This window comes from Paracoccus sp. FO-3 (assembly GCF_006386455.1).
Lineage (GTDB): Bacteria > Pseudomonadota > Alphaproteobacteria > Rhodobacterales > Rhodobacteraceae > Paracoccus > Paracoccus versutus.
Genome location: NZ_VCBQ01000066.1, coordinates 12,469 through 27,817 on the forward strand (window position 1 = coordinate 12,469; position 15,349 = coordinate 27,817).

Below are 15,349 nucleotides of genomic sequence, written 5' to 3' on the forward strand. Positions count from 1 at the left end.
CCATGACCGACGAAGAACGCGCCCTGCGCCTTGAGCTGATCGAATCCTGCCGCGCCATGAACCGGCTGGGCATCAACAAGGGCACCTCGGGCAATATCAGCGTCCGTTACGGCGACGGCTTCCTGATCTCGCCCACCGGCATCCCCTATGACAAGCTGCAGCCCGAGCATGTCGTGGCGATGAACTGGGACGCGACCTATGCCGGCGAGGTGCAGCCCTCGTCCGAATGGCGCTTTCACCGCGACATCCTGCAGGCGCGTCCCGACCTGAACGCGGTGGTCCATACCCATTCGACCCATGCCACGGCGCTGTCGATCCTGGGGCGCGAGATCCCGGCGATCCATTACGTCATCGCCGCCGCCGGCGGCAGCAGCATCCGCTGCGCGCCCTATGAGCTGTTCGGCACGCAGGAACTGGCCGACCGCGTGGTCGCCGCGCTGGAGGGGCGCCGCGCCTGCCTGATGGCGCATCACGGCGTCATCGCCGCCCATGCCAATATCGCCCGCGCGCTGGCGCTGGCCGTCACGGTCGAGGAGCTGGCCAGGCAATACCTGCTGTGCCTGCCGCTGGGCGAGCCGCCGGTGCTGTCGGACGAGCAGATCGCCGAGGTTCTGGTCAAGTTCAAGACCTATGGCCAGCAAGGCAGCGCCGCGCTGGAAGGGCTGCGCCAGGCATCCTGATGGCTGTGCTGCTTTGCCTCGATTCCGGCACGACCTCGGTCAAGGCGGCGGCCTTCGACGAAGCCGGGCGCCTCTTGGCCCAGGCCGAGCGCCCGAACGGCGCGCTGCAACGCGAGGGCGCGCGGGTCGAGCAGGACATGCACCGGACCCGCGCCGAGGCGCTGTCCGTGCTGCGCGACTGCGCGGCGCAGGCGACGGGCCCCTTCGCGGGGCTGATCGTCACCGGGCAGGGCGACGGGCTATGGCCGGTGGATGCGGGTGGCCAGCCGGTCGGGCGGGCGCTGACCTGGCTCGACGGGCGCGCGCGCGGGCTGGTGGCCGCGATGGCGCCGGCGCTGGACGCGGTGCAGGCGGCGACCGGGTCGCGGCCGACCGCCGCCTCCGCCAGCCTGCAGCTTCTGTGGCTTCAGCAAAACGACCCCGCCCGCCATGCCCGCATTACCCATGCCCTGCGGCTCAAGGAATGGCTGTTCCTGGCGCTGACCGGGCAACCGCTGGCCGAGCCGACGGCGCTGCTGCCGGTCTGGGGCGACTGGCGCAGCGGCGCGCTGGCGCCGGTGGTGGCGGAAAGCCTTGGCCTGTCGCGCGGGACCGAGCTGCTGCCCGACCTGGCCCCCGTCGGCGCGGCGCGGGCCGGGCTGTCCCAAGCCGCGGCCGAGGCGACCGGCCTGCCGCAGGGCCTGCCGGTGCTGCTGGGTCCGGGCGACGTGCAGGCGACGCTGATCGGACTGGGCCTCGGCAGCCGGGCCGGCATCGGCCGCGCCTCGATCTTCGGCACCAGCGCGATCCATGCCTGCCTGCTGGACGATCCCGCCGCCATGCCGCAGGCCCCCGCCGGGGCGATGATCCAGCAATTCGCGCTTGGCCCCGGCTACCTGTGCTTTCACCCCTGTTTCAACGGCGCCACGCTGCTGCATCACCTGTCGCGCCGCTTTGCCGACCTGCCCGCCGCGCCCGCACCGGACTATTCGGCGCTGATCCTGCATCCCTTTCTTGAGCCGGGCGGTGAGCGCGCGCCCTGGACCGACCCCCATGCCTCGGGCGCGGTCATCGGCCTGACCGCGGCCAGCACCCCCGCGCAAATCGCCTGGGCGGGGCGCGAGGCGCTGGCCTTCGTCACCCGCGCCAGCCACGCGATGATGGGCGCGCCCGGCGGCGCCCTGTCGCTGGGCGGCGGGCTGGCGGGCGACGAACATTTCGCCCAGTTCCTCGCGACCGTCACCGGCTGCACGGTGCAGCGCCGTCCCGGCAGCCATGCCGGCCTGCGCGGCCTTGCCGCCATCGCCGCGCGCTTCCTGCTGGACGCCCGCGACCCCGCGCCATGGATCGGGACGACCGGGCACGGCCTTGCGCCCGACCCCGGCCCCGTCGCAGCCTATGCCGAAGGCAAATACCGCCTGTTCGCCGCCCTGCTGGAGGCCGTGTCCCCGTTCTGGGAACCGCTCTCCGACCTGCGCGAACAGGCCGAAAAACTGATGGAGACCCCATGAACGGCGCCGATCTTCTGTGCGAAACCCTGCTGGCGAACGGCATCGACACCTGCTTCGCCAATCCCGGCACCTCCGAGATGCATTTCGTCGCGGCGCTGGACCGCCAGCCGCGGATGCGCTGCGTGCTGGGCCTGTTCGAGGGCGTCGTGACCGGCGCCGCCGACGGCTATGCCCGCATGGCCGAGAAGCCGGCAGCGACGCTGCTGCATCTCGGCCCCGGCCTGGCGAACGGGTTGGCGAACATGCACAACGCGCGGCGCGCGCGCTCGCCCATGGTCAACGTGGTGGGCGACCATGCGACCTGTCATCTGCCGCTGGATGCACCGCTGACCAGCGACATCGACAGCCTCGCCCGGCCGATGTCGCATTGGGTGGGCCGGGCCGAGGCCGCCGATGCCGTGGGAAGCCGCACCGCCGAAGCCATCGCGGCGGCGCGGGCCGGCGCCGGCGGCATCGCCACGCTGATCCTGCATGCCGACACCGCCTGGACCCGGACCTCGGCCCCGGTGCCGGCGGCGGTGGTCCCCGCCGCCCCCGCCGCCCCCGATCCCGCCCGCATCCGCGCCGCGGCCGAGGCGCTGCGGAACGGCAAGCGCACCACCATCCTTGTCACCGGCCGCGCCCTGCACGCCCCGCAGGCCGAGATGCTGGACCGCATCGCGCAAAAGACCGGCGCGCGCCTCATGGCGCAGCAGGCCAATGCCCGGATGCAGCGCGGCGCGGGCCGGGTGGCGCTGGACCGCGTTCCCTATGTCATCGACCAGGCGCTGGCGACTTTCGCCGAAACCGAGCAACTGGTGCTGATCGGCGCCAATGCCCCGGTCGGCTTCTTTGCCTATCCCGGCAAGCCCGGCTCGATGCTGCCCGAAGGCTGCCGGGTGATCGCCATGGCGGGCGCGGACGACGACCTGCCCGCCGCCATCGCCGCGCTGGCCGGGGAAACCGGCATGGCGTCCGCCCCGCGACTGGCGGAACGCGGCGCGCCGGACATGCCCGGCGGCGCGCTGACCCCGGACGCCATCGCCGTCGCGCTGGCGCATCTGATGCCGGAAAACGCCATCGTCTGCGACGAATCCGTGACCTCGGGGCGGGACTTCTTCCGCTCGACCCACGGCGCCGCGCCGCATGACTTCCTGCAACTGACCGGCGGCTCCATCGGCGAGGGCATCCCCATGGCCACCGGCGCCGCGGTGGCCTGCCCCGACCGCAAGGTGATCGGGCTGCAAGCCGACGGCAGCGGCATGTATACCGTGCAGGGCCTGTGGACGCAGGCGCGAGAGCGGCTGGACGTCGTGACCATCGTCTTTGCCAACCGCCTCTACAAGATCCTGCATGGCGAATTGCAGAACGTCGGCGCCGGCACCCCCGGCGAGAACGCCCGGCGGATGCTGGACCTGGACGATCCGGCGCTGGACTGGGTGCGCATCGCCGGCGGCATGGGGGTCGAGGCCGCCAGGGCCGATACCGCCGAAGCCTTCTTCGACCTGCTGCGTTCCGCCATGTCGCGCAAGGGGCCGTTCCTGATCGAAGCCGTGGTCTGAAAGGGGCCAGCCATGATCCGCCGCATACCGCATTGCAGCCATTGGGGCGCCTATACCATCCTGGTCGAGGACGGCCGGATCGCAGGCGTGGAACCGCTGGCCATGGACCCCGCGCCCTCGGCCATCATCCATTCCGTCGCCGAATGGGCGAAGCCCGACCGCCGCGTGCTGCGCCCCATGGTGCGCGAAGGCTGGCTGGCCAAGCGCGAAGGCAGCGACCGCCATGGCCGGGGCCGCGAGCGTTTCCTGGCCCTCCCCTGGGACGAGGCGCTGGACCTGGTCGCCGGCGAGATCGCGCGCGTGGCCAAGACCCACGGCAATGCCGCGATCTTTGCCGGCAGCTACGGCTGGTCCTCTTGCGGGCGGTTCCACCATGCCTCTTCGCTGCTGAAGCGGATGCTGAACCTGGCCGGCGGCTATACCGGCCATGTCGATACCTATTCCATCGCCGCCGGGCCGGTGATCCTGCGCCATGTGCTGGGGGACGACCGCGCCTGTGGCGGGCAGGCCAATACGCTGGACGACATCGCCGAGAATACGGAAACGCTGGTGGTCTTTGGCGCCATGTCGCCCCGCACCGCGCAAAGCGAGGCCGGCGGCATCGGCGCGCATTACCTGGAAGGCTATCTGCGCCGGATCGCGGAACGCGGGGTGCGGGTGATCCATGTCTCGCCGCTGCGCGACGACCTGCCGGATTGGGTGGGCGCGGAATGGTGGCCGATCCGGCCCAATACCGACGCGGCGCTGATGCTGGGCCTGGCGGGCGAAATCGTGGCGGCGGGGCGGCAGGATGCCGGTTTCCTTGCCCGCTGCACCAGCGGCTCGGACGAATTCCTGGCCTATCTGCGCGGCGAACCGGACGGGCAGCGCAAGGACGCCGCCTGGGCCGCGGCCATCACCGGCCTGCCCGCCGACGCGATCCGGGCCCTGGCGCTGCGGCTGGTGGACAGCCGCAGCATGCTGACCGTCAGCTGGGCCCTGCAGCGCGCCCATCATGGCGAGCAGCCCTTCTGGGCCGCACTGGGGCTGGCGGCCGTGGCGGGCCAGATCGGCCTGCCGGGCGGCGGGGTCGGATACGGCTACGGCTCGCTCGGCGGCGTGGGCGCGCCCTTTTCCGTCGGCAAGTCGCCGGGCATGTCGCAGGGGGTCAAGCCCATCGACAGCTTCATCCCGGTGGCGCGGATCAGCGACATGCTGCTGAACCCCGGCGCGCCCTTTACCTATCAGGGCGAGACGCGGCACTATCCCGACACGCGGCTGGTCTATTGGGCGGGCGGCAATCCCTTCCACCACCACCAGGATCTGAACCGGCTGTCTCAGGCGTGGACCCGGCCAGAGACGATCGTCGTGCAGGATCCGATGTGGACCGCGACCGCGCGGCGGGCGGATATCGTGCTGCCGGCCTCGACCTCGATCGAGCGCAACGACCTGGCCGGCAACAAGCGCTGCGACCTGATCCTGGCCATGCGGCAGGCCATCGCGCCGCTGGGCCAGGCGCGCTCGGATTTCGACATCTTCGACGCATTGGCCCAGCGCCTGGGCGTCGGCCCCGCCTTCAACGAGGGCCGGGACGAGATGGGCTGGATCCGGCATCTCTACGACGAAAGCCGCACCCATGCCCTGCGCGCGCATGGCTTCCCGATGCCGGATTTCGAGACCTTCTGGGAACGCGGCCATGCCCCGGTGCCGGTGCAGCGCGACCATGTCTATCTGGCCGGCTTTCGCCACGACCCCGCGGGCCATGCGCTGGACACGGAAAGCGGGCGGATCGTGCTGGGCAGCAAGACGCTGGAGCGGCTGGGCCATGACGACTGCCCGGCGCATCCGGCCTGGCTGCCGCCCGCCGAATGGCTGGGCAAGGCCAGGGGGGACGAGCTGCACCTGATCTCGCACCAGCCGCAGGGGCGGCTGCACAGCCAGCTGGAAACCGGCGCCGCCAGCATGGCCGGCAAGCGCCACGGGCGCGAGCAATTGCGGCTGAACCCCGCCGATGCGCAGGCGCGCGGCATCAACGACGGGGCGACGGTGCGGCTGTGGAACGCGCGCGGCGCCTGCCTTGCCACGGCTTGCCTGAGCAGCGACACCGCGCCCGGCGTCGCGGTGCTGCCGACCGGAGCCTGGTTCACGCCCGTCGGGGACGGCCCGGAAATCTCGGGCAATCCCAATGTCCTGACGCTCGACATCGGCACCTCGGCCTTTGGGCAGGGCTGTTCCGCCCATACTTGCCTGATCCGCGTCGCCCCCCATGCCGGCGACAACCGCGACCCGATGCGGACCTATCAATCGCAACTGGCAGACATCCTGCCCGACCCGGAGGAGACCCCATGACCGAAACCGCCGACGCCCCCGTCAGCCGCTTTGCCGTTCCCCGCCTTGCCGACATGCCCGAGGACATCCGCACCCGCATCGAGGCGGTGCAGGAGAAATCCGGCTTCATCCCCAACGTGTTCCTGACGCTGGCGCACCGGCCGGACGAATTCCGCGCCTTCTTCGCCTATCACGACGCGCTGATGGACCGCCCCGGCAACCTGACCAAGGCCGAGCGCGAGATGATCGTCGTCGCCACCTCGACCGTGAACCAGTGCCAGTATTGCGTCATCGCCCATGGCGCGATCCTGCGCATCCGCGCCAAGAACCCGCTGGTCGCCGACCAGGTGGCGATCAACTATCGCAAGGCCGACATCACCCCCCGGCAAAAGGCGATGCTGGATTTCGCCATGAAGGTCTCGGCCCGCGCGCAAGAGGTCGGGGACGATGACTTCGCCACCCTGCGCGGCCATGGCTTCGACGAGGATGACATCTGGGACATCGCCGCCATCGCCGCCTTCTTCGGCATGTCGAACCGGCTGGCCAACGTGTCCAGCATGCGGCCCAACGACGAATTCTACGCGATGGGCCGCTGATCATGGCTGTCGGCTACAAGCAGATGCTGGCCGAGGCCGATTCCGTGGTGCAATCGGTCACGGTCGACGAGGCGGCCCGGATGCGGGACGATCCGCAGGTGGTCCTGGTCGATATCCGCGACCCGCGCGAGCTTGAGCGCGAAGGGATGATCCCCGGCGCCTTCCACGCCCCGCGCGGGATGCTGGAGTTCTGGATCGACCCCGAAAGCCCCTATCACAAGCCCCGCTTTGCCGAGGGCGGGACCTATGTGTTCTACTGCGCCTCGGGCTGGCGCTCGCTGCTGGCGGCACGGGTGGCGCAGGAGATGGGGCTGGACACGCGGTCCCTGCGCGGCGGATTCGGGGAATGGCGCAAGGCCGGCCAGCCGGTGGCCGAACGGCACGCCAAGGGCTAGACCACCGGGCGAGGCAACAAATTTGGGGGGAGAAGCATGACCAAATACGACGAGGGGCTGGACCGAACGGCGGCCAACCACCAGCCGATGACGCCCATCTCTTACCTCCGGCGGGCGGCGCAGGCCTTTCCCGATCATCCAGCGGTGATCCACGGTCGCCAGCGCCACGGCTATGGCCGGCTGTGGACCGATTGCTGCCGGCTCGCCTCGGCCCTGGCAAGACGGGGCATCGGGCGCGGGGATACCGTCTCGGTCCTGCTGTCGAACACGCCGCCGATGATCCACGCCCATTTCGGCGTGCCGATGGCCGGGGGCGCGGTGCTGCATTCGATCAACACCCGCTCCGATCCCGCGACCGTCGCCTTCCAGCTGGACCACGCGGAATCGCGCGTGCTCATCGTCGACCGCGAGTTTTCGGCGCTGGCGGCAGAGGCGCTGGCGCGGGCCCAGGTCCGGCCGCTGGTGATCGACTTCGACGACGCCGAATATCCCGAGGATGCCCCCCATCCCAAGGGCGCGTGCATCGGCAGCCTAGACTATGACCAGTTCCTGGCCGATGGAGACCCGAATCACCCCGGCACCCTGCCCGGCGACGAATGGGACGCGATCTCATTGAACTATACCTCGGGAACGACCGGCAATCCCAAGGGCGTCGTCTGTCACCATCGCGGGGCGGCGCTGATGGCGTTGAACAACGTCATCCATGCCGGGATGGGCCGGCATCCGGTCTATTTGTGGACCCTGCCGATGTTTCACTGCAATGGCTGGTGCTTTCCCTGGACGGTGCCGGTGCAGGCGGGCACGCAGGTCTGCCTGCGCTGGGTGCGGGCGGGCGCGATATTCGATGCCATCGCCGATCACGGCGTCACGCATCTGTGCGGGGCGCCCATCGTCATGTCCACCCTGCTGAACGCTCCGGCCGGCCAGAAGCGCAGCTTTCCGCAGCAGGTGATGTTCAACACCGCCGCCGCACCGCCGCCCGAGACGGTGCTGCAAGCCATGGCGAAGGCCGGCTTCGGCGTCACCCATCTTTACGGCCTGACCGAGACCTATGGCCCGGCCGTGGTGAACGAATGGAATCCCGGCTGGGACGGGCTGCCGGCTTCGGAGCAGGCGGCGCGCAAGGCCCGGCAGGGCGTGCGCTATCTGTCGCTGGACGAGCTGGCGGTGATGGACCCGGACACCATGCTGCCCGTGCCGGCCGACGGCCGGACGCTGGGCGAGGTGATGTTTCGCGGCAATGTGGTGATGAAGGGCTATCTGAAGAACCCGGATGCGACCGCGGCGGCCTTTGCCGGCGGCTGGTTCCATTCCGGCGACCTGGCCGTGATGCATCCCGACGGCTATGTCCAGCTCAAGGACCGCTCCAAGGACATCATCATCTCGGGCGGCGAGAACATCTCCTCGATCGAGATCGAGGAACAGCTTTATCGCCATCCCGCCGTCGCGCTTTGCGCCGTGGTCGCCATGCCCAGCGAGAAATGGGGCGAGACCCCCTGCGCCTTCGTCGAGTTGCGCGACGGCAGCACGGAAACCGAGGCCACGATGATCGCCCATTGCCGGGCGGGGCTTGCGGGCTACAAATGCCCGTCGCGGGTGGTGTTCGAACCCCTGCCCAAGACCTCGACCGGAAAGATCCAGAAATTCGCCCTGCGTGCGCGCGCGGCCGAACTGGCGCAGGCCATGGCCTGACGGGCGGGGAGCGGGCTTGCCGCCCCCCGGCCCCGCGCCGGCCCTAGCCGGCCACGTCGATGACCACGCGGCCCCGGATGCGGCCGGCGACGATGTCGGCGGCCAGTTCGGGCAGCTTCGACATGGGTTCGACCCGCGCGATGCTGGCCAGATGCGCCTTGTCCAGATGCGCGGCCAGCGTCGCCCAGGCCCGGTCGCGTTTCGCCTGCGGCGCCATCACGCTGTCGATGCCCAAGAGCGCGACCGCGCGCAGGATATGCGGCATGACCGTCGCCGGCAGGTCGAAGCCGCCTGCCAGCCCGCAGGCCGCGACCGCGCCGCCGTAATTGGTCTGCGCCAGCACATTGGCCAGCGTGGTGGACCCCACGCTGTCCACCGCCCCCGCCCAGCGTTCCTTTTGCAGCGGGCCGCCCTTTTCGGCCAAGGTGGCGCGATCCACGAAGCCCGTGGCGCCCAGCCCGGCCAGATAGTCATGCGTCTCGGGACGGCCGGTGGCGGCGGTGACGGCATAGCCCTTGGCCGACAGCAGGCTGATCGCGGTCGAGCCGACCCCGCCGGCAGCGCCCGTCACCAGCACCTCGGCGCCGCCGGGCCGGATCGCGCCCCAATCCTCCAGCGCATCGACGCAAAGCGCGGCGGTATAGCCCGCGGTGCCGATGGCCATGGCATCCTGCAGCGAAAACCCTTCGGGCAGGCGGGTCAGCCATTCGGGCTTGAGGCGCTGGAACCGGCTGTAGCCGCCCCATTCGGTTTCCGACAGGCCCCAGCCGTTCACGATCACCTTGTCGCCCGGCTGCCAGCGGTCCGAGCGGCTTTCGACCACCGTGCCGGCAATGTCGATCCCCGCCACCATCGGCAGGCGGCGGGCGATGCGGCCCTTGCCGGTGATCGCCAACCCGTCCTTGTAGTTCAGGGTCGAATAGGCGACCTCGACCAGCACCTCGTGGTCGGGCAGCGCGTCGCGGGTCAGGTCGCGGAAGCCCGCCACGGGCTTGCCGTCCCGATCCTCGATCAGCAGGGCGCGGAATGTTTCGGTCATGGGGTTCCTCCTCGGGGCTTGTCGGCATTGCGGCGGGCCAGCGCCTGGTCCAGCACGGCGCGCATCCCCTCGACATGGCCCCGCATCAGTTGCGCGGCCGTCTCGGCATCGCGGGCGGCAATGGCCATGTGGATGCGCTCATGCGCGGCGACGGTGCGGCGACGCTCGTGATCGCGATAGATCAGCATGTTGGTGATCGGGATGAAGCTTTCGATCATCGCGTGCATCATCAGCTGCAAGGGGCCGTTGCCCGTGGCCTGCACCACGGCGCGATGAAAGCGGACGTCCGAGGCGCAGAAATCCTCGTCCGGCAATGCCTCGTCCTGCTGCAAGGCGATTTCGGCGGCCATTGCCGCAAGGTCGTCGTCGCCGCGGTTCTGCGCGGCCAGGCGGCAGCACAGGGCCTCGGTCTGCATCCGCGCCGTCACGATCTCGTCGATGTCGAAACGGCCCATGCCGACCAGCAGCGTCGCCGTGTCGGTGATGCTGCGTGCCGCCGCATCGTCGTCGGGCGCGTTGACGAAGGTGCCCCCCGTCGGCCCGCGACGCGAGCGGATCAGGTTCTGCGCCGCCAGAACCTTCAGCGCCTCGCGCACCGTCGGACGCGAGATGCCAAAGCGGCGCGCCAGCTCCTCTTCGGTCGGCAGGCGCTCATCCGTCGCCAGCCGCCCCTGCATGATCGCATCGCGGATCAGATCGGCCACTTGCCGGGCCAGCCCTCCCCGCACGATCTCGTCATATTGCAGCGCCATCCGATTCTCCGCCGTTTCGGGCAGGCTAGCAGGGCCATATAAAACATAAAAGGTTTGACAAATATAAAAATGCCGGCACCCTTCCCGGCAACAAGGGAGGATCGCATGGCAAAGCCGCAAGACCCGGACGTTTTGGCGTTGCTTGACCGGCTCGGCCGGGTTCTGCCGCCGGCGGCGCTGCTGACCGGCGATGCCGTCGCCCCGCGTTACCAGGAGGATCGGCGCGACCGCTTCTCTGCCCCGCCGCGTTTCGTGATGCGCCCTGGCAGCACCGCCGAGGTCGCGGCGGCGCTTGCGGCCTGCAATGCCTTCGGCCAACCGCTGGTCGTGCAGGGCGGGCGCACCGGCCTGTCGGGCGCCCATCGCGTGCGGCCGGGCGAGGCGGTGCTGTCCACGGAACGGCTGACCGAACTGGCCGTGCCCGATCCTGACAGTCGGACCATCCTGGCCGGCGCCGGCGTGCCGCTCCAGCGTGTGCAGGAGGCCGCGGACCAGGCCGGGCTGATCTTCGGCGTCGATATCGGCGCGCGCGGCACCGCGACCATCGGCGGCAATATCGCCACCAATGCCGGCGGCATCCGCGTGCTGCGCTATGGCATGTTCCGTGCGCAGGTGGCGGGACTGGAGGCGGTGCTGGCCGATGGCTCCGTCCTTGCCTGCATGCGCGGGCTGGACAAGGACAACAGCGGCTACGACCTGAACCAGCTTTTCATCGGCAGCGAGGGCACGCTCGCCGTGGTGACGCGCGCCTTGCTGCGGCTCCATCCCCGCCCGGCGGTCGAGACGAACGCCCTGCTGGCCCTTCCCTCGGTCGAGGCGGCGCTGGACCTGCTGTGGCGCCTGCGCAAAAGCGTGGGCGGCATGCTCTCGGCCTACGAGATCATGCTGGATACGATCTATCGCGGCGTCGCCGGCCACCTGGGCATGGCCCCGCCGCTGGCGACCCCCGCCCCGATCTATGTGCTGGCCGAGATCCAGTCCGAAACCGCGGGCGAGGCCGCCCCGGCTGCCTTCATGGATTGCCTGGCCGCGGCGCTTGAGGATGGGGTCGCGCTGGACGCCGTCATCGCCCAATCGCAGCGCGAATTCCTGACCCTGTGGGAATTGCGCGACGCCTGCGCGGATTACCTGCGCGGACAGGACAATATCGCAAACGGCGATATCAGCGTGCCGGTGCCGCGCATTGCCGAGTTCCTGAATGAAAGCCGGCGCGTGCTGGCGCAGATCGACCCCGAGGCGCGGTTCCTGATCTTCGGCCATCTTGCGGACGGCAATCTGCATTACGTCTTTCAGACCGGATGCAAGGACCGGGCGGTGGATTGCCTGATGCGCCTGGTCGCTGCATATGGCGGGTCGATTTCCGCCGAACATGGCATCGGCATCGACAAGAAGCCCTGGCTGCCGCTTGCGCGCAGCCCGGCCGAGATCGCGGCCATGCAGGCGCTGAAAGGCGCACTGGACCCCCGCGGCATCCTGAACCGGGGCCGGATATTTGCGGATTGATGCCTCCTCCGGCCAGAAGACGCCCCGGCAATTACCGCGGGATTTCGATTCCAAGGTTCCCCGCACCGCAGTTTCGGGGCGACCGTGGTCCTGCGGGCTTGGAAACCGCCACCGGGCTTCACCTTTCGGCTGGTGCTGGAATTCTGCAGGAAAACCCCCGGCTTCGTCGCGATGCGGCTGGATGAGCCATGCCGGCCGCCGCAGCAGCGGCCCGGCTCAAGACTCAAGGCTCAAGGCTCAAGGCGCTGGGATATGCACCGCGCATCACCGCCAAGAACATCGGCCCTTGCGGCGCCAAGCAGGGTGGCGAGGGAATGGAACAGCTCCAGCCAGCCGGCGCATTCGAGCGACGCGCCCGTCCGGCATCCGGTTCACCCTGGACCCGCTGGATGCGGGCAGGGTTCGCCTGGCCGTCTGGGATGACAGCTGCGGCCGCGTGATTCAGCTTCGGCAGATGCAGGACGGCCAGAGATCGCAGCACTCCCCCGCGAGATGGCGGAGGAGCGATGCGATCTCGTGCAGGCGCGAAACCGCCCCTACCGCTTACGTCGCCTCGCGCACCGGCATGTAAAGGTCGCCGCCCTCGCGGTATTTCTGCGCCATGGCGGCCAGGCCCTCTTTCTGCGCCTCGGCGCGGATGTCGTGGGAAATCCGCATCGAGCAGAACTTCGGCCCGCACATCGAGCAGAAATGGGCGACCTTGTGCGCCTCCTTGGGCAACGTCTCGTCGTGGAACGCCCGCGCCGTCTCGGGGTCCAGCGACAGGTTGAACTGGTCCTCCCAGCGGAACTCGAACCGGGCGCGCGACAGGGCGTCGTCGCGGATCTTCGCCGCCGGATGCCCCTTGGCCAGGTCGGCGGCATGGGCGGCGATCTTGTAGGTGATGACGCCGGTCTTCACGTCGTCGCGGTCGGGCAGGCCCAGATGTTCCTTGGGCGTGACATAGCACAGCATCGCCGTGCCGAACCAGCCGATCATCGCCGCGCCGATGCCGCTGGTGATATGGTCGTAGCCCGGCGCGATGTCGGTCGTCAGCGGGCCGAGGGTATAGAACGGCGCCTCGCCGCAGATGGCCAACTGCTTGTCCATGTTCTCCTTGATCTTGTGCATCGGCACGTGGCCGGGGCCTTCGATGATGACCTGGCAATCCCTGGCCCAGGCGATCTGCGTCAGCTCGCCCAGCGTCTCCAGCTCGGCGAATTGCGCCGCGTCGTTGGCATCGGCGATCGAGCCGGGGCGCAGCCCGTCGCCAAGGCTGAAGCTGACGTCATAGGCGCGCATGATGTCGCAGATCTCGTCGAACCGCTCGTAGAGGAAGCTTTCGCGGTGGTGATGCAGGCACCATTTCGCCATGATCGAGCCGCCGCGCGAGACGATCCCGGTGACGCGATCCACCGTCAGCGGGATCATGTGCAGCCGCACCCCGGCATGGATGGTGAAATAGTCCACGCCCTGCTCGGCCTGTTCGATCAGCGTGTCGCGGAACACCTCCCATGTCAGGTCTTCGGCGACGCCGCCGACCTTTTCCAGCGCCTGGTAAAGCGGCACGGTGCCGATTGGCACGGGCGCGTTGCGGATGATCCATTCGCGGATGTTGTGGATGTTGCGGCCCGTGGACAGGTCCATCACCGTATCCGCGCCCCAGCGGGTCGCCCAGACCATCTTCTCGACCTCCTCGGCCATCGAGGAAGTCACCGCCGAGTTGCCGATATTGGCATTGATCTTGACCAGGAAATTGCGGCCGATGATCATCGGCTCGGCCTCGGGGTGGTTGATGTTGGCCGGGATGACCGCCCGCCCGCGCGCCACCTCGTCGCGCACGAATTCGGGGGTCACGAAAGCGGGGATCGCCGCGCCGAAATCCTGCCCGTCGCGGGCCAGCGCCTCTTTTGCGGCCTTGCGGCCAAGGTTCTCGCGGATGGCGATGAACTCCATCTCGGGCGTGACGATGCCGGCGCGGGCATAGGCAAGCTGGGTGACGGCTTTGCCGTTCCGCGCCCGCAAGGGCCGGTGGCGGATGGGAAACTCGGGCGTCAGCCGGTCGCCCGAGACGAAACCGTTGTCCTCGGGCTTCACATGCCGCCCCTCATGGGATTCCACGTCGCCGCGCGCCCTGACCCAGCCCTCGCGCAGGCGCGGCAGGCCGCGTTCGATGGCGATCTCGGCACCGGGATCGGTATAGGGCCCCGAGGAATCATAGACCGTCACTGGCGGCTCGCCCGCGCTTGGATGCAAGGCGATCTCGCGCATCGGCACGCGGATGTCGGGATGCAGCACACCCGGCTTGAACACCTTGGTCGAGGCGGGCAGCGGTCCGGTGGTGACCGTCGGGGTTTCTTTGGATGTCATGTCGAGGCTCCTCGCGTCGCAGCATTGGAGACCCAGCACTGACGGGAAGGAAAAGAATGCCCCCTTGGCCGCACGCGACCGGCAAGGCATCCGCACCGTCCCTACGCCAGCATGAACTGGATCAGGTTCATAGGGTCACTGCGCTGCCTTATGGCTCAGCAGTATCTCAGCCCCTTGTCGGGACACCCCTGGTGGAGTGGCCAGCATGCGAATGCGGGATGGGGATGTCAACGGTCAGGCGTGGTCGTCGCCGGCGATGCCAGGCCCTTCCGATCCCATCGGCATGTAACCACGGCGCGGGACCGACTTCGAATGCCATCCAGCGGTGCTGCCTCGGGCAGCGAGGAATGGCATTCTCTCGCAACGAGCAAGCCGATGCGGAACGGTTTCGTGGAAGGCTTCAACGGGCGGATGCGCGACGAGCTGCTCAGCAAGACCATGCCCCCGGCGCTCGCCTGCGGTGATCCACCCGGCATCGCCCCGATCTGCGGGCAGGACCTGGCCGCGCTGATCGCGGCGATACGCGGCTGATGCGGCGACCATCCTGCGCGGACTGATCGAGAAGACGGTGATCCAGCCGGAAACGAAGGGCCAGAGGATCGATCTTCACGGGCGAACGGGGCGCAATCCTGTCGCTTTGCGGGAAGCAGGTGATGCCCTGCGGGTGGCACGGGCTTGAGGCAAATCACGCTGGTCGCGAGAGGCGCGCTTTCAGAAATGCTTGCCTGTGGCTGGCAGGCCGCGGGATACTGGGCCGCGCAGCCGTGTCCCGAAATACTTCCGGTCCCAAGATCGCACCTGAAACGTCAGGACTCCCTGATCCGGCGAGTGATCGGCAATTCATTATCCCCTGATGGCCTTCGCTTGATCCAGTCGGCTCCGCCGTAGGCGGCAACATGGACCCTGCGCCCGCGCCGAGGCTGAATACCACCGCACCCTTGCAACCCGCCGGAATGGCGTGGTTTCCAGACACGACTAGCCAGCCTAGCGGGGCTTGGCGCGGAA

11 protein-coding genes, 1 pseudogene and 1 riboswitch are annotated in these 15,349 nt (G+C 69.1%); of the genes and pseudogenes, 9 read left to right on the forward strand and 3 right to left on the reverse strand.

Features of this window, described 5'->3' with window-relative positions; translation table 11 throughout:
• Window positions 1-2: 2 nt before the first annotated feature.
• From FE811_RS17415 to FE811_RS17445, 7 genes are read left to right on the forward strand one after another with little or no spacing between them, the layout of a single operon-like run.
• Window positions 3-680: an L-fuculose-phosphate aldolase gene (locus FE811_RS17415; protein ID WP_072463879.1), complete on the forward strand. Its 678-nt coding sequence runs from the start codon at window positions 3-5 to the stop codon at window positions 678-680.
• Window positions 680-2,170 (forward strand): FGGY family carbohydrate kinase, encoded by a 1,491-nt coding sequence (locus tag FE811_RS17420; protein ID WP_140848203.1) that lies wholly within the window; start codon window positions 680-682, stop codon window positions 2,168-2,170. The genes FE811_RS17415 and FE811_RS17420 overlap by 1 nt, the downstream gene beginning before the upstream one ends.
• The gene (locus FE811_RS17425) at window positions 2,167-3,711 is read left to right on the forward strand and encodes an acetolactate synthase large subunit (RefSeq protein WP_140848205.1); all 1,545 of its coding nucleotides are present in this window, start codon (window positions 2,167-2,169) and stop codon (window positions 3,709-3,711) included. Before FE811_RS17420 ends, FE811_RS17425 begins: the two co-directional genes overlap by 4 nt.
• Before the next feature lie 12 nt (window positions 3,712-3,723).
• Window positions 3,724-6,039: a molybdopterin guanine dinucleotide-containing S/N-oxide reductase gene (locus FE811_RS17430; RefSeq protein ID WP_140848207.1), complete on the forward strand. Its 2,316-nt coding sequence runs from the start codon at window positions 3,724-3,726 to the stop codon at window positions 6,037-6,039.
• Window positions 6,036-6,614, forward strand: coding sequence for a peroxidase-related enzyme (locus tag FE811_RS17435; protein ID WP_036760824.1), 579 nt, complete (start codon window positions 6,036-6,038; stop codon window positions 6,612-6,614). Before FE811_RS17430 ends, FE811_RS17435 begins: the two co-directional genes overlap by 4 nt.
• 2 nt (window positions 6,615-6,616) lie before the next feature.
• The gene (locus FE811_RS17440) at window positions 6,617-7,009 is read left to right on the forward strand and encodes a rhodanese-like domain-containing protein (protein ID WP_140848209.1); all 393 of its coding nucleotides are present in this window, start codon (window positions 6,617-6,619) and stop codon (window positions 7,007-7,009) included.
• 36 nt (window positions 7,010-7,045) lie between these two features.
• A complete protein-coding gene (locus FE811_RS17445; protein ID WP_140848211.1) occupies window positions 7,046-8,701 on the forward strand; it encodes an acyl-CoA synthetase in 1,656 nt (551 codons plus the stop codon).
• A 43-nt stretch (window positions 8,702-8,744) separates the two neighbouring features.
• On the opposite strand, the gene FE811_RS17450 is transcribed toward FE811_RS17445, so the two are convergent.
• Window positions 8,745-9,740, reverse strand: a complete 996-nt coding sequence (locus tag FE811_RS17450; RefSeq protein WP_036760828.1) for an MDR family oxidoreductase — start codon at window positions 9,738-9,740, stop codon at window positions 8,745-8,747.
• Window positions 9,737-10,492, reverse strand: coding sequence for a FadR/GntR family transcriptional regulator (locus FE811_RS17455; RefSeq protein WP_036760830.1), 756 nt, complete (start codon window positions 10,490-10,492; stop codon window positions 9,737-9,739). Before FE811_RS17455 ends, FE811_RS17450 begins: the two co-directional genes overlap by 4 nt.
• 105 nt (window positions 10,493-10,597) lie before the next feature.
• On the opposite strand from FE811_RS17455, the gene FE811_RS17460 reads away from it, so the two are divergent.
• Window positions 10,598-11,995: an FAD-binding oxidoreductase gene (locus FE811_RS17460; protein ID WP_140848213.1), complete on the forward strand. Its 1,398-nt coding sequence runs from the start codon at window positions 10,598-10,600 to the stop codon at window positions 11,993-11,995.
• A gap of 543 nt (window positions 11,996-12,538) precedes the next feature.
• On the opposite strand, the gene thiC is transcribed toward FE811_RS17460, so the two are convergent.
• Window positions 12,539-14,344, reverse strand: coding sequence for a phosphomethylpyrimidine synthase ThiC (gene thiC / locus FE811_RS17465; protein WP_140848215.1), 1,806 nt, complete (start codon window positions 14,342-14,344; stop codon window positions 12,539-12,541).
• 80 nt (window positions 14,345-14,424) lie between these two features.
• Window positions 14,425-14,544: riboswitch (TPP riboswitch) on the reverse strand.
• Window positions 14,545-14,643: 99 nt separating this feature from the next.
• Here thiC and FE811_RS28330 point away from each other — a divergent pair.
• Window positions 14,644-14,785: pseudogene (locus tag FE811_RS28330) on the forward strand (integrase core domain-containing protein); the annotation flags it as partial.
• Between the last annotated feature and the right edge of the window lie 564 nt (window positions 14,786-15,349).

Excerpts from the sequence above, each read along its gene's own strand:
- FE811_RS17415 (WP_072463879.1), top strand. The coding sequence starts at position 3 with ATGACCGACGAAGAACGCGCCCTGCGCCTTGAGCTGATCGAATCCTGC.
- FE811_RS17420 (WP_140848203.1), top strand. The coding sequence starts at position 680 with ATGGCTGTGCTGCTTTGCCTCGATTCCGGCACGACCTCGGTCAAGGCG.
- FE811_RS17425 (WP_140848205.1), top strand. The coding sequence starts at position 2,167 with ATGAACGGCGCCGATCTTCTGTGCGAAACCCTGCTGGCGAACGGCATC.
- FE811_RS17430 (WP_140848207.1), top strand. The coding sequence starts at position 3,724 with ATGATCCGCCGCATACCGCATTGCAGCCATTGGGGCGCCTATACCATC.
- FE811_RS17435 (WP_036760824.1), top strand. The coding sequence starts at position 6,036 with ATGACCGAAACCGCCGACGCCCCCGTCAGCCGCTTTGCCGTTCCCCGC.
- FE811_RS17440 (WP_140848209.1), top strand. The coding sequence starts at position 6,617 with ATGGCTGTCGGCTACAAGCAGATGCTGGCCGAGGCCGATTCCGTGGTG.
- FE811_RS17445 (WP_140848211.1), top strand. The coding sequence starts at position 7,046 with ATGACCAAATACGACGAGGGGCTGGACCGAACGGCGGCCAACCACCAG.
- FE811_RS17450 (WP_036760828.1), bottom strand. The coding sequence starts at position 9,740 with ATGACCGAAACATTCCGCGCCCTGCTGATCGAGGATCGGGACGGCAAG.
- FE811_RS17455 (WP_036760830.1), bottom strand. The coding sequence starts at position 10,492 with ATGGCGCTGCAATATGACGAGATCGTGCGGGGAGGGCTGGCCCGGCAA.
- FE811_RS17460 (WP_140848213.1), top strand. The coding sequence starts at position 10,598 with ATGGCAAAGCCGCAAGACCCGGACGTTTTGGCGTTGCTTGACCGGCTC.
- thiC (WP_140848215.1), bottom strand. The coding sequence starts at position 14,344 with ATGACATCCAAAGAAACCCCGACGGTCACCACCGGACCGCTGCCCGCC.